General features: G+C 59.1%; 17 protein-coding genes. 16 read left to right on the forward strand and 1 reads right to left on the reverse strand.

Annotated features, from left to right (window positions below; translation table 11 throughout):
- Positions 1 to 16 precede the first annotated feature (16 nt).
- From GOW48_RS04560 to murJ, 3 genes are read left to right on the forward strand one after another with little or no spacing between them, the layout of a single operon-like run.
- A complete protein-coding gene (locus GOW48_RS04560) occupies positions 17 to 1,189 on the forward strand; it encodes a penicillin-binding protein activator (RefSeq protein ID WP_170751741.1) in 1,173 nt (390 codons plus the stop codon).
- Entirely contained in the window at positions 1,149 to 3,968 is a 2,820-nt protein-coding gene (locus GOW48_RS04565) for a [protein-PII] uridylyltransferase (RefSeq protein WP_170751743.1), read from the forward strand. The genes GOW48_RS04560 and GOW48_RS04565 overlap by 41 nt, the downstream gene beginning before the upstream one ends.
- On the forward strand, positions 3,965 to 5,506 hold the full coding sequence (gene murJ / locus GOW48_RS04570; RefSeq protein ID WP_170751745.1) for a murein biosynthesis integral membrane protein MurJ: 1,542 nt from the start codon (positions 3,965 to 3,967) through the stop codon (positions 5,504 to 5,506). The genes GOW48_RS04565 and murJ overlap by 4 nt, the downstream gene beginning before the upstream one ends.
- On the opposite strand, the gene GOW48_RS04575 is transcribed toward murJ, so the two are convergent.
- Positions 5,507 to 6,193, reverse strand: coding sequence for a rhomboid family intramembrane serine protease (locus GOW48_RS04575; protein ID WP_170751747.1), 687 nt, complete (start codon positions 6,191 to 6,193; stop codon positions 5,507 to 5,509). It abuts the gene before it with no gap.
- Between the two features lie 86 nt (positions 6,194 to 6,279).
- Here GOW48_RS04575 and trpS point away from each other — a divergent pair, with 86 nt between their 5' ends.
- The 13 genes from trpS to GOW48_RS04640 all read left to right on the forward strand — a co-directional run bounded on the left by trpS (position 6,280) and on the right by GOW48_RS04640 (position 17,739).
- Positions 6,280 to 7,308 carry a tryptophan--tRNA ligase gene (gene trpS, locus GOW48_RS04580; protein WP_170751749.1) on the forward strand — a complete coding sequence of 343 codons (1,029 nt, stop codon included), beginning with the start codon at positions 6,280 to 6,282 and terminating at the stop codon, positions 7,306 to 7,308.
- A gap of 59 nt (positions 7,309 to 7,367) precedes the next feature.
- A complete protein-coding gene (locus tag GOW48_RS04585) occupies positions 7,368 to 8,231 on the forward strand; it encodes a branched-chain amino acid aminotransferase (protein ID WP_170353487.1) in 864 nt (287 codons plus the stop codon).
- Positions 8,232 to 8,291: 60 nt separating this feature from the next.
- Positions 8,292 to 8,747 (forward strand): universal stress protein, encoded by a 456-nt coding sequence (locus tag GOW48_RS04590; protein WP_170353488.1) that lies wholly within the window; start codon positions 8,292 to 8,294, stop codon positions 8,745 to 8,747.
- Positions 8,748 to 9,341 (forward strand): 2-hydroxychromene-2-carboxylate isomerase, encoded by a 594-nt coding sequence (locus GOW48_RS04595; RefSeq protein ID WP_170751751.1) that lies wholly within the window; start codon positions 8,748 to 8,750, stop codon positions 9,339 to 9,341.
- Positions 9,342 to 9,410: 69 nt separating this feature from the next.
- Entirely contained in the window at positions 9,411 to 9,974 is a 564-nt protein-coding gene (locus GOW48_RS04600) for a NifU family protein (protein ID WP_170751753.1), read from the forward strand.
- Positions 9,964 to 10,551, forward strand: coding sequence for a tRNA (adenosine(37)-N6)-threonylcarbamoyltransferase complex dimerization subunit type 1 TsaB (tsaB, locus tag GOW48_RS04605; RefSeq protein WP_170751755.1), 588 nt, complete (start codon positions 9,964 to 9,966; stop codon positions 10,549 to 10,551). The genes GOW48_RS04600 and tsaB overlap by 11 nt, the downstream gene beginning before the upstream one ends.
- Entirely contained in the window at positions 10,548 to 10,961 is a 414-nt protein-coding gene (locus tag GOW48_RS04610; protein WP_170353492.1) for a GNAT family N-acetyltransferase, read from the forward strand. Before tsaB ends, GOW48_RS04610 begins: the two co-directional genes overlap by 4 nt.
- A 158-nt stretch (positions 10,962 to 11,119) precedes the next feature.
- Entirely contained in the window at positions 11,120 to 12,118 is a 999-nt protein-coding gene (locus GOW48_RS04615; RefSeq protein ID WP_170353493.1) for a BMP family lipoprotein, read from the forward strand.
- Positions 12,119 to 12,204: 86 nt separating this feature from the next.
- Positions 12,205 to 13,734 (forward strand): ABC transporter ATP-binding protein, encoded by a 1,530-nt coding sequence (locus GOW48_RS04620; RefSeq protein ID WP_170751757.1) that lies wholly within the window; start codon positions 12,205 to 12,207, stop codon positions 13,732 to 13,734.
- A 3-nt stretch (positions 13,735 to 13,737) separates the two neighbouring features.
- Positions 13,738 to 14,832, forward strand: coding sequence for an ABC transporter permease (locus GOW48_RS04625; RefSeq protein ID WP_170751759.1), 1,095 nt, complete (start codon positions 13,738 to 13,740; stop codon positions 14,830 to 14,832).
- Complete coding sequence (locus GOW48_RS04630) at positions 14,832 to 15,800, forward strand: ABC transporter permease (RefSeq protein ID WP_170353496.1); 969 nt, start codon at positions 14,832 to 14,834, stop codon at positions 15,798 to 15,800. Before GOW48_RS04625 ends, GOW48_RS04630 begins: the two co-directional genes overlap by 1 nt.
- A 248-nt stretch (positions 15,801 to 16,048) precedes the next feature.
- The gene (locus tag GOW48_RS04635) at positions 16,049 to 16,969 is read left to right on the forward strand and encodes a sulfite exporter TauE/SafE family protein (RefSeq protein WP_170751761.1); all 921 of its coding nucleotides are present in this window, start codon (positions 16,049 to 16,051) and stop codon (positions 16,967 to 16,969) included.
- A 2-nt stretch (positions 16,970 to 16,971) separates the two neighbouring features.
- Positions 16,972 to 17,739: a TIGR02186 family protein gene (locus GOW48_RS04640; protein WP_170751763.1), complete on the forward strand. Its 768-nt coding sequence runs from the start codon at positions 16,972 to 16,974 to the stop codon at positions 17,737 to 17,739.

The raw sequence follows: 17,739 nt of genomic DNA on the forward strand, positions 1-17,739 counted from the left end.
GGGAGTTTTCATTCAGATGTTTACCGTTTGCAAGCCCGTTCGCAAACTGGCAAAAACCGCCGCCGTTTTGGCCACCGCCGCTTTTCTGACCGCCTGTGAGACAACAGGACTGGGCGGAGGGCCATCGATTAACACCTCTAAGCCGGTGCCTGTGGCGCTGCTGGTTCCGGCGGGATCGGCCAATTCGGGCGATGCGGCCTTGGCCCGAAGCCTTGAGAATGCAGCACGTATGGCCATGGCAGATTTGCAAAATGTGCAGATCGACCTTCGGGTTTATGACACGCGCGGCAGCTCGAACACAGCGGCGGAGGTGGCCCAACGGGCCGTGGCGGATGGTGCAAAGGTTATCCTGGGTCCGGTTTACGCGCAGGCAGCAAACTCGGCAGGGTTAGCCGTTTTAAACAACAACGTGAATGTCCTGTCGTTCTCGAACAACACCAGCATCGCGGGCGGGAACGTCTTTGTCCTGGGCCCCACCTTCGACAACACGGCTAACCGACTCGTTAATTTTGCCGGTTCGCGGGGCAAAAACAACATGGTCATCGTGCACAGCAACGATGCGGCAGGCCAGTTGGGACAATCTGCCATCGCCAACGCGCTAAGTAACAGTCGCGTCAACAACGCTGGAACAGTCGGCTATGACCGGTCCCAGCAGGGCGTGATCAACTCGGTTCCGACAATCAAGGCCACGGTGGATGCATCTGCGGCTGACTCGGTGTTCCTTACGGCAACCACGGCTGGTGCGTTGCCACTCTATTCGCAGTTGCTGCCAGAGGCGGGTGTCTCGCCAGCAACGACGCAATATATCGGTCTGACACGCTGGGATATTCCGGCTCAGACGCTTGAATTGCCGGGCGTGCAGGGGGGATGGTTCGCGCTACCCGACCCGGCCAAGGCACAGTCCTATCGTCAGCGGTACAACAATTCCTATGGTGAGGCACCGCACCCTATCAGCGGGCTGGCATACGACGGCATCGCAGCAATCGGAGCCTTGGTCAGCCAGGGTAAATCGGATGCGCTTACGGCTTCGGCCCTGACACAAAATGCCGGTTTCCAGGGCGTGGGCGGCATCTTTCGCTTGCGCTCGAACGGTACCAACGAACGCGGTCTGGCAGTTGCCACGATCCAGAACAAACAGGTAGTAGTGATTGACCCTGCCCCACAAAGCTTCTCAGGCGCCGGTTTCTGATCGACCGGCACTGACGCTCACCCCAAAAGGTGAGCTGATCTGCCCGGCCCAAGACATATTCGACAGCACCACCGTTCTGGCGCAACTGTCGGAAGCCTTTGAAAACGTATCAAACAACACCGCGCGCCGGGCCGAATGCGTGCGCATTCTGCGGGATGCCCAAAAGGCAGGGCGGCAAGCCATCGCTGATGCGTTTTCCCAACACCCGTTCGACGCCCGGCCGCTGACCCATTCTTACACCTATCTGACCGATGGACTGGTCTGCACCGCCATGCAGGTCGCAAGCCATGACCTTCACCCTCTGGCCACGCCGACGCAGGGCGAAAAGATCGCCGTTCTGGCTGTGGGCGGCTATGGGCGGGGCGAGATGGCCCCCGCGTCAGATGTCGATCTGCTGTTTTTGACGCCCTACAAAATCACTGCCTGGGCCGAAAGCGTGATCGAGTCCATGCTGTATATCCTGTGGGATTTGCGTCTGAAGGTCGGGCATTCTTCGCGCACCATCAAGGATTGTCTGCGGCTTGGGGGCGAGGATTTCACCATCCGCACTGCTATGCTGGAGCAGCGTTATCTGGCGGGCGACACGGCCTTGGGCGATGAACTCAAAACCCGCCTGCGGGACGAGTTGTTCAAGGGCACCGAACGTCAATTTATCGAAGCCAAACTGCAAGAGCGTGACGAGCGCCACAAAAAGCAGGGCCAGCGTTATATGGTCGAGCCTAATGTCAAAGAAGGCAAAGGCGGGCTGCGCGACCTGCAGTCGCTGTATTGGATCGCGAAATACATCTACGACGTTCAGGACGTTTCTGAATTTGTACCGCTGGGGCTGATAACAGAAGGCGAGTACAAAGCCTTCGACGAGGCCGAGGAGTTCCTGTGGGCCGTGCGCTCGCATCTGCATCTGGTAACGGGCCGCGCTACTGAGCACCTGACCTTCGATATGCAGGTCGAGGTGGCCGATCGCATGGGCTATGAGGATCGCGCCGGTCGCCGTGCCGTCGAGGTTTTCATGCAGCGGTATTTCCGCGAGGCGACGATGGTGGGCGAATTGACCCGCATCTTCTTGACCAAGCTGGAAGCCGCGCACATGAAGGGCGCACCGCTGCTGGAACGGATTTTCCGCCGTCGCCCACGGGTCAAGGCAGGGTATCAAGTCGTTCATGGTCGTTTGGACGTCGCTGACCCGGACCAGTTCCTGTCCGATAAGGTGAACCTGCTGCGTCTGTTCGAGGAAGGGTTGCGCACGGGCATGCTGATCCATCCGGATGCGATGCGTCTTGTGACAGCGAATCTGAACCTGATCGATGAGGACATGCGCGAAGACAAGGAAGCACAACGTATCTTCCTTGATCTTATGCTGAAACACGGCAACCCCGAACGCGCCCTGCGCCGGATGAACGAGCTGGGGGTCCTGTCAGCCTTTATCCCCGAATTTGAGCACATCGTCGCGATGATGCAGTTCAACATGTATCACAGCTATACGGTGGACGAACACACCATCCAGTGCATCGTCAACCTCAACCAGATCGAACGCGGAAAACTGGTGGAATCCCTCCCGTTGGCTTCGTCGATCCTGAAAGAGGGCGTGAACCGCAAGGTTTTGTATGTCGCCCTGCTGATCCATGATATTGCCAAGGGGCGGCCCGAAGATCACTCGATCCTCGGCGCGCAGATGGCACGCAAAATCGCGCCGAGGCTTGGGTTGAACAAGGCCGATTGCGAAACGGTCGAATGGCTGGTGCGATATCACCTGCTGATGTCTGACATGGCGCAGAAGCGCGATATTTCCGATCCGCGCACGGTACGTGATTTCGCGAAGGCCGTGAAAACAGTCAAACGGTTGGACCTGCTGACAGTTCTAACGGTCTGTGACATTCGCGGCGTAGGGCCGGATACGTGGAACAACTGGAAGGCCACTCTGCTGCGGGCGCTGCACGCGGAAACCAAACGTGCCCTTGAAACCGGGATGGAAGACCTCAACCGTGCCAATCGCGGAGCCGAGGCCAAAAAGACCCTGCGCGCCGAATTGGCCGATTGGTCCAAGGCTGACCTGAAAACCGAGACCGGTCGGCATTACGACCCCTATTGGCAGGGCCTTAACCTGTCGACGCATGTTGAGTTTGCCGAGATGTTGCAAGCGCTTGATCACAGTGGCGACGCGGGCGCGATGGAAATTCGCCTGCAACCGGACGAGGATCGCGACGCCACTCGCGCCTGTTTCGCCATGGGCGATCATCCGGGTATTTTCGCGCGGATCGCTGGCGCGCTGGCGCTGGTTGGGGCGAACGTGGTCGATGCGCGCAGCTATACGACCAAAGATGGTTATGTCACGGATGCATTCTGGATACAGGACGCAGATGGCCGCCCATTCGAAGCCAGCCGCCTGCCACGCCTGACGCAGATGATACACAAAACGTTAAAGGGCGAAGTTGTGGCGCGTGACGCGCTGAAATCGCGCGACAAGATCAAGAAACGCGAACGCGCCTTCAACGTGCCGACGCATATCATCTTCGACAATGACGGGTCCGAGATCTACACGATAATCGAGGTCGATACCCGTGACCGTCCCGGTTTGCTCTATGATCTGGCGCGCACGCTGGCCGCAGCCAATGTCTATGTCGCCAACGCGGTGATCGCGACCTATGGCGAACAGGTGGTGGACACGTTCTATGTCAAAGACATGTTCGGGCTGAAATACCACTCGGACAGCAAGCAGCGCGGGCTTGAAGCCAAGCTGCGCAAAGCCATCACCGAGGGCGCTGAGCGCGCGGAATCATGAAGCAGATCCGGCTGTTCTCGGGCCTGTTCACGGTTGGGTTCTGGACCCTGGCCAGCCGGATATTGGGGTTTCTTCGGGAAATTCTTCTGACGGCCTTTATCGGGCCGGGCCCGGTGATGGACGCCTTTGTGGCCGCCTTCCGCCTGCCCAACATGTTCCGCCGCTTCTTTGCCGAAGGTGCGTTCAACGCGGCCTTCGTGCCGATGTTTTCCAAACGGCTGGAAGGGGACGAGAACGCCGAAGGATTCGCACAGGATGCCTTCAACCTGCTGGCCGTGGCGGTTCTGGGGCTGGTTGGGCTCGCGATGGTGTTCATGCCCGCACTGATCTGGATAACCGCCGAAGGGTTCTATGGCGACGACCGGTTCGATCTGGCCGTGGATTATGGTTACGTGGTTTTCCCCTACATCCTGTTCATGTCACTGGCAGCACTGTTTTCGGGCGTTCTGAACGCCACGGGCCGCTTTGCGGCCGCTGCCGCAGCGCCCGTTCTGCTGAACATCTTTGCCTGCACCGCCATGATCGCCGGAGCCCTGTCGGGCGGCGAAGTCATACGCTGGCTGATCGCCATCATCCCCTTGGCCGGAGTTGCGCAGCTTGCACTGGTCTGGGTCGCGACCGAACGTGCGGGCATCCGCATCCGTCCCGGTCGGCCGAAACTCAGCCCGGAAATGCGCCGTATGGTCCGTATCGCCGTGCCCGCGGCACTGGCGATGGGGGTCACACAGGTCAATCTGGTCGTGGGGCAGCTTGTGGCCTCAAAAACCGAAAACGCGGTCAGTTGGTTGTTTGCCGCGGACCGGCTGTATCAACTGCCTTTGGGTGTGGTGGGCATCGCCGTTGGAATCGTGTTGCTGCCTGACCTGTCTCGCCGCCTGCGTGCGGGTGACAAAGACGGCGCCCGCAACGCCTTTTCCCGCGCCGGAGAGTTCACGCTGCTACTGACCCTTCCGTCAACCGTGGCCTTTGTGATCATGCCGATCCCTCTGGTCTCGGTCCTGTTTGAGCGTGGCCAATTCACCGCCGAGGATACCGCCGCCACCGCGCTGGCCGTGGCGATCTATGGCATCGGCCTGCCGGCTTTCATGCTGCAAAAGCTGTTGCAACCGCTGTTCTTCGCGCGCGAGGACACAAAATCTCCGTTCCGCTACGCGGTGGTGGCGATGGTGGTGAATGCGGGGCTGGCCTTTGGGCTTTATCCGCTGGTGGGCTGGATTGCGCCTGCGATTGCAGCCTCGGTCGCCGGGTGGGCCATGGTCGGACTGCTCGCGCTAGGAGCGCGACGCATGGGCGAGGAGGCGCGCTTTGATGACCGGTTCAAACACCGGGCATGGCGGATCGTGGCCGCATCGCTTGGGATGGGCGTTGGCCTATTTGCCGCGCTTTCCCTGTTCGGGTGGGCATTTCACCTGCCAGGCTGGCGCTATGTAGCACTGTTGGCCCTCATCATCGGTGCGGCAGTGCTGTATTTTGTGCTGGGCCACCTGCTGCGCGCCTTCGAGATCAACGAGTTCAAAAAGGCCCTGCGGCGGTCCTGATCAGTCGCGGCGGATACCACCAATGATCCGGGACCAACCGCCGGGACCAACCACAAATGACAGAACAAAGCCTGTGGCGAACCCGCCCAGATCGGCCACCCAGTCCAGCGTGCCGCCGAAGATCAGACCGAACAACAACTGGATCCCCATCAAAACAGCGATCAGGCTGAAGGCCCGTGACTGGTTTTCGCCTACCAAAGATAACCTACGCCACAAAATCCACGTGAACGCTCCGATCAGGCCGTATACGGGTGGGAACCCTCCGACCAGCGGATATTGCGGGTCCAGCAGCAGCGCATAGGCCAGCGCCCCGCCGATGCCCGACAGCACAAAGATCACCAGCATCTGCACGCTGCCAAAAACCTCGGCCACCATTTTGCCCATGGCCAGAACAAAGACGCACACAAAGATGGCCTGAGTGAAATTGGCCGACACGAACGGATATGTCACTAAGCGGATCAGATGTTCAAACGTCCAGCGCCCGTTTTCCATCATCCAGTCGAAAATGTCCGGCGAAAAGGAATAGTGCTGCAACGCATCCAGCCGCCAGCCCACGGCCGATGGCCCGCCGACCAACCCACGCGAGCCCAGCGTCAGGGCCAGTTCGATCCCGAAGATGAACAACGCCAGCGCCGCCACCACGGGCGGCAGAGGGTTCACGGCGGGTGTATAATGCTCACTGCTCATTGGGCTGGCCTTTCGCGGCTGTTGACGTCCCTTGGCCTCATGGGTAAGCGACGGGGGCTTATTTTTCCAGACGGGAGTTCCCTTCGATGACCGACACCCAGTTCACACCGCGCGTGTTTTCCGGCATCCAGCCGTCGGGGAACCTGCATCTTGGCAACTATCTGGGTGCGCTCAAGCGGTTCGTGGATATGCAGGGCGACGATTTTGAGACCATCTATTGCATGGTCGATCTGCACGCGATCACCGTCTGGCAGGACCCCGCCCGCCTACGCGAAAAGACCCGCGAGGTCTGCGCCGGTTTCATCGCCGCTGGTCTGGACCCGGAAAAATCCATCCTGTTCAACCAAAGCCAAGTGCCCGAGCACACGCAACTGGCCTGGATTTTCAATTGTATCGCCCGGATGGGCTGGATGCAGCGGATGACGCAGTTCAAGGACAAGGCGGGCAAAAATGCGCAGAATGCCTCACTGGGTCTGTTTGCCTACCCGGCGCTGATGGCGGCGGACATCCTAACCTACCACGCGACGCATGTGCCGGTGGGTGAGGATCAGAAACAGCATCTGGAACTGACCCGCGACATTGCCATCAAGTTCAACCATGATTATGGCGTCGAGTTCTTCCCTGTGACCGAACCCGTCATCGGCGGCCCTGCCCCGCGCGTGATGAACCTGCGGGATGGGTCGCGCAAGATGTCGTCCTCGGACCCGTCGGATATGACGCGGATCAACATGACCGATGACGCCGACACGATTGCCAAGAAAATCCGCAAGGCCAAGACCGACCCCGATGCTCTGCCTTCGGATGTGGATGGCCTGTCCGAACGCCCTGAGGCGCGCAATCTGGTCAATATCTACGCGGCGCTCAGCGATCAGACCGCCGAGCAGGTTCTGACCGAGGTTGGCGGCAAGCAGTTTGGCGAGTTCAAACCGATGCTGGCCGAACTGGCCGTGTCGAAACTGGCTCCGATTTCGGGAGAGATGGCCCGCCTGATGGGCGAAGAGACCGAGATTGACCGGATTCTGGCCAATGGGGCAGAAAAGGCGCGCGCTGTTGCCGCTCCGATCCTGCAACAAACTTACGAAATCGTGGGCATGGTTGGCGCAAAACAGGGCTGATTGCTCTGGACGTTACCGCGGCGTCTTCCTAGGTTTGCCGCAAAGCTTGGGAGGGCGTGATGGCAGTCGGCAAGAATATTCGCACCTATTTCGAAGGTCAGTGGCATGACGGTGATGCGCCCATCATGCGGGCAGCCGATCACGGCGCTTGGCTAGGGTCGTCCGTCTTCGATGGAGCCCGCTATTTCGACGGTCTGGTCCCCGATCTTGAGGCGCACTGTGCCCGCGTGAACCGCTCGGCCGAGGCTTTGATGCTGACGCCGTTTGTGACCACCGAGCAGATGGTCGAGATCATCCGCGAAGGGCTGGAAAGTTATGCGCCCGACGCAGCGGTTTATATCCGTCCGATGTATTGGGGCATCGACGGCGACCGAACGGCAATCGTACCGCTGGAGAACAGTACGGGCTTCGCGATTTGCCTCGAAGAGATTCCAATGGCGCCCGAATCTGCGTCGGTGACACTGGGCTACACGCGCTTCCGTCGCCCGGTTCTTGAATCGGCGGTTGTGAACGCCAAGGCGGGCTGTCTCTACCCCAACAATGCGCGGATGTTGCAAGAAGTTCGGTCCAACGGCTTCTCAAACGCCCTGGTCGCGGATGCGCTGGGACATGTGGCCGAAACCGCGACTGCGAACATTTTTTTGGTCCGGGATGGCGAGGTGTTCACCCCCACCCCCAATGGTACGTTTCTGGCCGGAATCACCCGCGCACGCCACATCGAAAACCTGCGTGCAGACGGTGTGACCGTGCACGAAGCGATCCTGAGTTTCGAGGATTTCCACAAAGCTGATGAGGTCTTCATGACCGGCAACATGAGCAAGATCACCCCGGTCACGGCGTTGCAGGATACGCAATATCAGGTCGGCCCCGTCGCCCGTCGCGCGCGCGAGTTGTATTGGGACTGGGCTGCCAGCACGCGATAGGCTTCGGTTGCCAGCGCGCATTTGGTCGGGCATGATCGCCCGAAATGAATGAGGACACCCATGCGTAAGTTCCTGGTGGTATTGGATGACAGCCGCGAATGCCTGAACGCAATGCGTTTTGCAGCCATGCGCGCGGCCCATACGGGCGGCGGCGTGACGATCCTGTCGGTCATTCCCCCCGATGAGTTCAACCACTGGATCGGAGTGGCCGAGGTGATGCGCGAGGAATCGCGTGAACGCATCCACGCCCATTACGAAGTGTTCGCCAAATGGATGCGTGACAAGCAGGGCGTTGATCCGGAACTGGCCATCCGCGAGGGCGAGCCAGTGGCGCAAATCATCGAACACGTGCAATCCGATCCCGAGATCGGCGTGCTGGTACTGGGCGCGGGCGTCGAAAAGAAGGGCCCCGGTCCTCTGGTGACGCAACTGACCAAAAACTCCGGCAGTTTACCGATCCCGATCACCATCGTTCCCGGTGATCTGAGCAAGGAAAAACTGGAAGAAATCACCTAGATGCCCCGCAGCATTCAGTTCTGGTTCGAGTTCGCCTCGACCTATTCCTACCTCAGCGCGATGCGGATCGAAGAGGCCGCCGCCCGGCACGGCGTGAGTGTCGATTGGCAGCCCTTCCTGCTGGGCCCGATCTTTTTTGCACAGGGCTGGACGGATTCGCCCTTCAACCTCTATCCAGCCAAAGGGCAGTATATGTGGCGCGATATGGAGCGTCTGACCGCCCACCGCGGCCTGCCGTTCCAGCGCCCCGATCCATTTCCGCAAAACGGCTTGAAGGCGGCCCGCCTGACGCTGGCCATCGAAGACCCGGCCCAAAAAGCCGCCTTTGTCCGCGCCGTCTATTCCGCTGAGTTTGCCCATGGCCAGAACATCGCTGATGACGCGGTTCTGGTTACTTGTCTGACCGCCGCCGGATTGCCCGAAGAGACGCTGAGCCGGACGCAAAACCCTCAGATCAAAGCTGCGTTGAAAAAACAATCCGAGATCGCGCAGGCCAAAGGACTGTTCGGTGCCCCCAGTTTTCTGGTCGGGGATGAACTGTTCTGGGGCGATGACCGGCTAGATGAGGCGATAAAGCTGGCGGCTGGAATTTAGAATCGTTCCAAATCTTGACTTCCCGCGCGCGGACCCGCATATCAGAGGCAACTGAAACGGAGCCGCGCTATGTTCATCCAGACCGAATCCACGCCGAACCCTGCAACCCTGAAATTCCTGCCCGGTCAAACTGTGCTGGAGGCGGGCACCGCAGATTTTCCATCGGCAGAAGCGGCTGAGAAGTCACCTTTGGCCAACCGGATTTTCACCGTCAACGGCGTAACCGGCGTCTTTTTTGGCAATGATTTTGTGACTGTCACCAAATCTGACGATGTTCAGTGGGACCACATCAAGCCCGCGATCCTTGGCGCAGTTATGGAGCATTACCAGTCGGGCCAGCCGGTCATGGCTGCTGACGCCACAACCGCATCTGGCCATGCCGAACACACCGGCGAAGACGCGGAAGTCGTTAATCAGATCAAGGACCTTCTGGATAGCCGCGTGCGCCCTGCTGTGGCCCAAGATGGTGGCGATATCACCTTCCATGGTTTTGACCGCGGCGTTGTGTATCTGCACATGCAAGGGGCTTGCGCGAACTGTCCGTCCTCGACCTTGACACTGAAAATGGGGATCGAGAACCTGCTGCGTCACTACATCCCTGAAGTGACCGAGGTTCGCCCCGTTGCCGTCTGACCCGCTGATTCTGGCGTTTGATACATCGGCCGCGCATTGCGCGGCCGCTTTGTTACGCGGAGATCAGATCATTGCCGTTCGAGTCGACGCCATGACACGCGGTCAGGCAGAACACTTGATGCCCATGCTGGAAGATTTTCTGACACAGGCCGGATACACGTGGAAAGACCTTTCAGCCATCGGCGTTGGTATCGGGCCGGGCAATTTCACCGGCATCCGAATTTCGGTATCCGCTGCGCGTGGGCTGGCGTTGGGCCTTGGCGTTCCGGCCGTCGGCGTTTCGGGTTTTGAGGCGCTGGCGCAAGAAACTCAAGGCGCGTTACCGGCCATTCGCGCACCACGGGATCAAGTGTATATCTCACCCGAAGGTCAAGACCCGGCCTTGATCCCGCTTGAACAGGCAGAATCACTAGGTCCACTGGCTTTCAACGATGACCCCGAAGTACAGGTTCGCGGGATCGCAAATGTGGCTTCTCAGAAGTGGCAAACCACAAACAGCGCGCCTGCGCCGCTTTACATCCGCGCGGCAGATGCGGCCCCGTCCAAAGACTCGCCACCGGTTTTGTTGGACGGATGACTCCGCAAGCCCTTGCCAAAACCCATTCTGCGGCTTTTACACAATCCCGCCCGTGGTCCGAGGCAGAATTCGCGGATTTACTGCAGAATCGTTTTACTCACGTAGTCGGAATCGCGACGTCCTTTGCTTTGTTTCAGGTAATCGCCGACGAAGCGGAACTGCTGACAATAGCGACGCATCCTGACCTGCAGCGTCAGGGGCTCGCAAGAATCCGTATGGCCGAGTGGCATGCAAAGGCCCAAAGATTGGGCGCGACGCGCGCCTTTCTGGATGTGGCGCAGGACAATCTTCCGGCGCTGTCCTTGTACCATAGCTGCGGCTACCGCCCCTGTGGATTACGCAAATCGTACTATGTGCGCGAAAACAATCAGAAAATTGACGCTCTCGTGATGGAATGTGACTTGACCTGAATAGTCGTCGAATTTTTTCTCGACCAAATGGTCAAAAATCAGTTGACCCCGGCTGTTGCAAACGGCCTTAATTCCCGCCATCACAACAGATATGCTCGCTCTTAGTGGGTGAACGGGGCTATCTTGGCTCCGACCGACAATAACAACGGGAGTAACAAATGACCCTGATGAAATCCTTGATGGGCGCCGCCGCAGCCGTCGCACTGACCGCAGGTGCGGCCTTGGCTGAACCGGCCCTGATCTTTGACCTGGGTGGTAAGTTTGACAAGTCATTCAACGAGGCCGCCCATAATGGCGCGCAGCGTTGGGCCGATGAAACCGGTGGCAGCTATCGCGAAATCGAACTGCAATCCGAAGCCCAGCGCGAGCAGGCTTTGCGTCGCTTTGCCGAGGCTGGTCTGAACCCGATCATCACCATGGGTTTCGCCATGGCCGATCCGCTGTCGGCAGTTGCGGGCGACTACCCCGACACCAAATTTGTCGCGGTTGACGTGAACTGGCTGGACGCTCCGAACATCCGTCAGATCGGCTTTGCCGAGCATGAAGGTTCGTATCTGGTTGGTATGATGGCGGCAATGGCGTCTGAATCTGGCACCGTTGGCTTCATTGGCGGCATGGACATCCCGCTGATCCGTCACTTTGGCTGTGGTTATGCCCAGGGCGCAAAAGCTGTGAACCCCGATATCGAAGTTGTTGCCAACATGACCGGCACCACTCCGGCTGCATGGAACGACCCGGTGAAAGGGTCCGAGCTGACCAAAGCGCAGATCAGCCAAGGTGCTGACGTGATATATGCAGCCGCAGGCGGCACCGGCGTGGGTGTTCTGCAAACCGCTGCCGACGAAGGCATCCTGTCGATCGGCGTGGACAGCAACCAGAACCACCTGCATCCGGGCAAAGTTCTGACTTCGATGCTGAAACGCGTGGACGTTGCCGTTTATGACGCGATGAAAGCGGGTGAGAACCTTGAAACCGGCGTCTTCGCCATGGGTCTGGCCGAAGAAGGCGTGGGCGTTGCCATGGACGACAACAACGCGTCGCTGGTCTCGGACGAGATGAAAGGCGCGGTCGACAAGGCGCGTCAGGACATCATTGACGGCAATGTTACGGTGACCAGCTACTACGAGAACGACAGCTGCCCCGCACTGCAGTTTTGATATCGCGCGGGCGGGGGTTTTAGCCTCCGCCCGGCCTCCACTCTGCCGCGTGCCATGCGGCCCTTTCGGCAATCTGAGGACAAGACATGACCGTCCCCGCCATTGAGCTCAAAGGGATTTCCAAAGCCTTTGGGCCGGTTCAGGCCAACAAAGACATTTCCATCAGCGTCGCCCCCGGATCGATCCATGGGATCATCGGTGAAAACGGTGCGGGCAAATCCACGCTGATGAGTATCCTCTACGGCTTTTACAAGGCCGATAAGGGCGAGATTTGGATCAACGGTGACAAGACCGAAATTCCCGACAGTCAGGCTGCGATTGCGGCAGGTATTGGGATGGTGTTCCAGCATTTCAAGCTGGTGGAAAACTTTACCGTTCTGGAAAACATCGTTCTGGGTGCCGAGGACGGAGGGCTGCTTGCCCCCTCGCTGTCCAAAGCGCGTAAAGAACTGAAAGCGCTGGAAGAAGAATACGAGCTGTTCGTCGACCCTGACAAACGTATCGACGAAATAGGCGTGGGCATGCAGCAGCGTGTCGAAATCCTCAAAGCCCTGTATCGCAAGGCCGAGATCCTGATTCTGGACGAACCCACCGGGGTTCTGACCCCGGCCGAGGCCGATCAGCTGTTCCGCATCCTCGACCGGCTGCGGTCCGAGGGCAAGACGATCATCGTGATCACCCACAAGCTGCGCGAGATCATGGAAAACACCGACACCGTCTCGGTCATGCGGCGTGGTGAGATGACGGCCACAGTCAAAACCGCCGATACCAACCCGCAGGAACTGGCCGAGCTTATGGTTGGGCGCAAAGTGCTGTTGCAGGTGGATAAACTGCCCGCAAAACCCGGCCAGCCCGTGCTTGAGATTGAAAATCTGAGTGTCACCGATGGTGCGGGTGTTGAGCGGGTCAAAGGCATCGACCTGACCGTCCGCGCGGGTGAAATCGTGGGCATCGCTGGCGTCGCCGGTAATGGCCAGTCTGAACTGCTTGAGGTTCTGGGCGGGATGCGTCCGGGCCAAGGCACGATCCGCCTGAACGGCGCATCATTGGCGCTGAGCGGGGCGGGCTCGGATGGTCAAACCCGCCGTGCGCAGGGCATTGCGCATGTACCCGAGGACCGCCAGCGCGAAGGTCTGATCATGGAGTTTCACGCGTGGGAGAACGTGGCCTTCGGCTATCACCGCGACCCGGCCTACAAGCGGGGGCTGTTCATGGACAACGCAGCCCTACGCGCTGATACAGAGGCCAAGATGGAAAAGTTCGACGTCCGCCCGCCCGATGGCTGGCTGGCGGCCAAGAACTTCTCGGGCGGAAACCAACAAAAAATTGTCGTCGCGCGCGAGATCGAGCGGAACCCCGATCTGTTGCTGGTTGGTCAGCCAACACGCGGCGTGGATATTGGTGCGATCGAGTTCATTCACAAACAGATCGTTGCTCTGCGCGATCAGGGCAAGGCGATCTTGCTGGTTTCGGTCGAGCTGGAAGAGATCTTCTCGCTGTCCGACCGGATTGCGGTGATGTTTGACGGACATATCATGGGCGAACGCCTGCCCCATGAGACGGATGAAAAAGAGCTGGGCCTGCTGATGGCCGGTGTTGCGGGAAAGGCCGCGTGAAGCATGGATAAAATGCCCAAATGGGCCGATGTCGTTCTGATTCCGCTGATCAGTCTGGTATTGGCCGCAATCCTCTCGGCGCTGGTGATCCTCGCCATAGGTGAAAACCCCATCGAGGCCGTGAACCTGATGGTCACCGGCGCGCTGGGGTCGACCTATGGCTGGGGCTATACGCTGTATTACGCGACCAACTTCATGTTCACCGGTCTGGCCGTAGCCGTGGCATTTCACGCGCGTCTGTTTAACATCGGCGGCGAAGGTCAGGCCATGCTGGGCGGTCTGGGCGTTGCCATGGTGTGCCTCTATATCGACTGGCCACACTGGAGCATTGCCCTGCTGGCCGCCTGTGTCGGATCGGCCCTGTTCGGTGCCATGTGGGCGGCAATCCCCGCCTACCTGCAAGCCAAGCGCGGCAGCCACATCGTAATCACCACGATCATGTTCAACTTCATCGCGGCAGCCTTCCTGAACTATATGCTGGTCAACGTGATGCGCCCGCAGGGCTCGCAAGACCCGGCAACCGCGCGTTTCCCCGAAACGGTGCATTTGCCAACCTTCCAATCCATGTTCTCAACCGCCGAGAATGCTCTGTTCCGGGGCGCGCCCGCGAATATCTCGTTCTTCGTGGCCTTGCTGGCCTGTGTCGCGGTCTGGGCGCTGATCTGGCGGACGCGGCTGGGTTATGAAATCCGCGCCTATGGCCATTCGGAAACCGGGGCCGTCTATGCCGGGATTTCCCCGGTGCGCATTACCATCATCGCCATGCTGATCTCGGGCGGATTGGCCGGAATGATGGCCATCAACAACGTCATGGGCGAGGCGGAACGTTTGGTCCTGAACTCGACCGAGGGCGCGGGCTTTATCGGCATCGCCGTGGCGCTGATGGGGCGGTCGCACCCGTTCGGGGTGTTCCTTGCAGCGATCCTGTTCGGGTTCCTCTATCAGGGCGGTGCAGAACTTGCGCTGTGGACCTCGATCCCGCGTGAGCTGATCGTGGTCATTCAGGCGCTTGTGATCCTGTTCACCGGAGCGTTGGACAACATGGTACGGATGCCGCTTGAAAAGCTGTTCCTGAGCCTGCGGAAAGGAGCGCAGTGATGGAAGCTTTCGTAACCCTCGTCCAAGTCCTCGACTCGACCATCCGACTTGCAACACCACTGCTGCTGGCCTGTCTGGCGGGGCTCTATTCCGAACGCGCTGGTATCTTTGATATCGGGCTTGAGGGCAAGATGCTTATGTCCGCCTTCTTCTCGGCCGCCGTGGCCGCTGTGACCGGCTCGGTCTGGCTGGGCCTTCTGGCAGGAATCGGGGCTTCACTGATCCTGTCGGCCCTTCATGGCGTTGCGTCGATCACGTTCCGGGGCAATCAGCTGATCTCGGGCGTCGCGATCAACTTCCTGGCCTCGGGGATGACCGTTCTGGTCGCACAAAGCTGGTTCCAGCAGGGCGGGCGAACTCCGTCCCTGTTCGGCGGCGGCCGGTTCGAGCCGATCAACTTCCCCTTTGCCGACGCCATAAGCGGCGTACCCATCGTTGGACCGATCTACTCCGAGCTTCTGTCGGGGCATTCCATCCTCGTCTATGTCGCCTTCCTGATGGTACCGCTGACGTGGTGGATTCTTTACCGCACCCGCTTTGGCTTGCGCCTGCGGGCAGTGGGCGAAAACCCGGCCGCTGTAGATACCGCAGGTGTCTCGGTCGTGGGGCTGCGCTTTGCCGCCGTGGCGATTTGCGGCGTGCTGTGCGGAATCGCGGGCGCCTATTTGGCGACCGCCCTGCAAGCCGGGTTCGTCAAGGAAATGACCGCCGGACGGGGTTTCATCGCACTGGCCGCGCTGATCTTTGCCAAATGGCGGCCTTGGCATGCGATGGGTGCGTGTCTGCTGTTCGGTTTGCTTCAGGCTGTTGCGCTGAGATTCCAGAATATTGATCTGGGCGGCGTTGTCATCCCGGTACAGGTCATGGACGCCCTGCCCTATATCTTGACCGTGGTGATTCTGGCCGGGTTCGTTGGCAAAGCCGTTCCACCCCGCGCGGGTGGCGAGCCCTATGTGAAAGAGCGATGATAAGTCCAGTTTCGGACAGATTTCAGTCCTGTTCGCTGCAGAGCGGCATGCACAGTTGATTTTGCATGCCGCAGACGCTCTAAAGAGGTATGCGAGTGTTTCCTGTGCCAGCCAATTCCGGACACATACCCACCCGGGTAAATTGCCCAATGGGTTCAAAGCCACGCCTCACGCAGAATTCAAAGCTCTTTCCGGAAACGGACCGCATATCATCACCTAACACACCTGTTAACAAGACCTAGTGCCCCATGCAGATTTACCTTCCTATCGCCGAAGTCTCTGTTAACGCTTTTCTGCTGCTGGGTTTGGGCGGTATGGTCGGTATCCTCTCCGGCATGTTTGGCGTCGGCGGCGGGTTCCTGATGACACCGCTTCTGTTCTTTATTGGTATCCCTCCGGCCGTTGCTGTTGCGACCGAGGCGAACCAAATCGTCGCGTCTTCGTTTTCCGGTGTTCTGGCACATTTCAGGCGTAAGACCGTCGACCTAAAGATGGGCACTGTCCTGCTGACGGGAGGTCTAATCGGCGCGGCCCTTGGGGTGGTGGTATTCAACTACCTCAAGAGTCTTGGTCAGGTCGATCTGCTGGTTACCCTGTGCTATGTTGTTTTCCTGGGCGTGGTCGGCAGCCTGATGTTCATCGAAAGCCTGAATGCGCTGCGAAAGTCCAAAAAAGGTGGCGCTGCGCCTGCGAAACGACGACAGCGTGGCTGGGTTCATGCCATGCCCTTCAAAATGCGTTTCCGCACCTCGGGCCTTTATATCTCGGTCATCCCGCCGATTGTGGTAGGGCTGTGCGTTGGGGTTCTTTCAGCGATCATGGGGGTCGGAGGCGGCTTTATCATGGTGCCTGCTATGATCTATCTGCTGGGAATGCCCACCAAAGTTGTCGTCGGCACCTCGCTTTTTCAGATCATTTTCGTAACAGCGTTCACCACGATGCTGCACGCGACAACGAACTATACGGTTGATATCGTTCTGGCTGTTCTGCTGCTGGTCGGAGGCGTCATAGGCGCGCAGATCGGCACGGTGATCGGCGCGCGTATGCCGGCCGAGCAGCTGCGCGTTCTGCTGGCTGCGTTGGTTTTGGTCGTTTGCGGAAAACTGGCGCTTGATCTGCTTTTGGAACCGTCCGAGCTGTATTCGCTGGGCGTGGAAGGGGGGCACTGATCATGCTGAAACGCCTGATCCTTTTGTTTGCCCTGTGCGTGACACCCGCGTTGGCCGAAGAAGAATCCGTTGTTCTTGGCCTTAGCCAGGATCGTGTGGCGATCACAGCCACGTTTGACGGGTCCGAGATTCTGATTTTCGGGGCCGTCAAACGCGAAACACCCATTCCGTCCGGTCCCCCGCTTGAGGTCATCGTCGCCGTTGCGGGGCCATCCAGCCCGGTGACCGTTCGCAGAAAAGAACGCAAGCTTGGCATTTGGGTCAATACCGACAGCGTTCTGGTCGACCTTGCGCCCAGTTTCTACGCCGTCGCAACAAGCGCGCCGCTGGATGACATTTTATCGGATACCGAAGACCTACGCTATCGTGTTTCGATTGAACGTGCGATCCGATCTGTCGGTGCAGCGATGCACATTCGCGGGGCACAGGACTTCGCCGATGCCGTGGTGCGAATCCGCGAAGACGAAGGGCTGTATTCCATTCGCGAGGACACGGTTGCAGTGGACGAACAAACCTTATTTCGGACCTCAATCGACATGCCAGCGGACCTGACCGAAGGAGAGTATGCGGCGCGCATTTTCCTCACCCGTGGCGGCGCAGTCGTGTCGCAGTTTGAAACCATCATCGACGTGCGCAAAGTGGGGCTGGAACGGTTCCTTTATACAATGTCCCGCGAACAACCCGTCTGGTATGGGCTGATGTCTCTGGTCATCGCGATTGCCGCTGGCTGGGGCGCTTCTACCGCCTTCCGGCTACTACGCGAAACCTGA

Source organism: Ruegeria lacuscaerulensis (assembly GCF_013033355.1).
In the GTDB taxonomy this organism is placed as follows: domain Bacteria; phylum Pseudomonadota; class Alphaproteobacteria; order Rhodobacterales; family Rhodobacteraceae; genus Ruegeria; species Ruegeria lacuscaerulensis_A.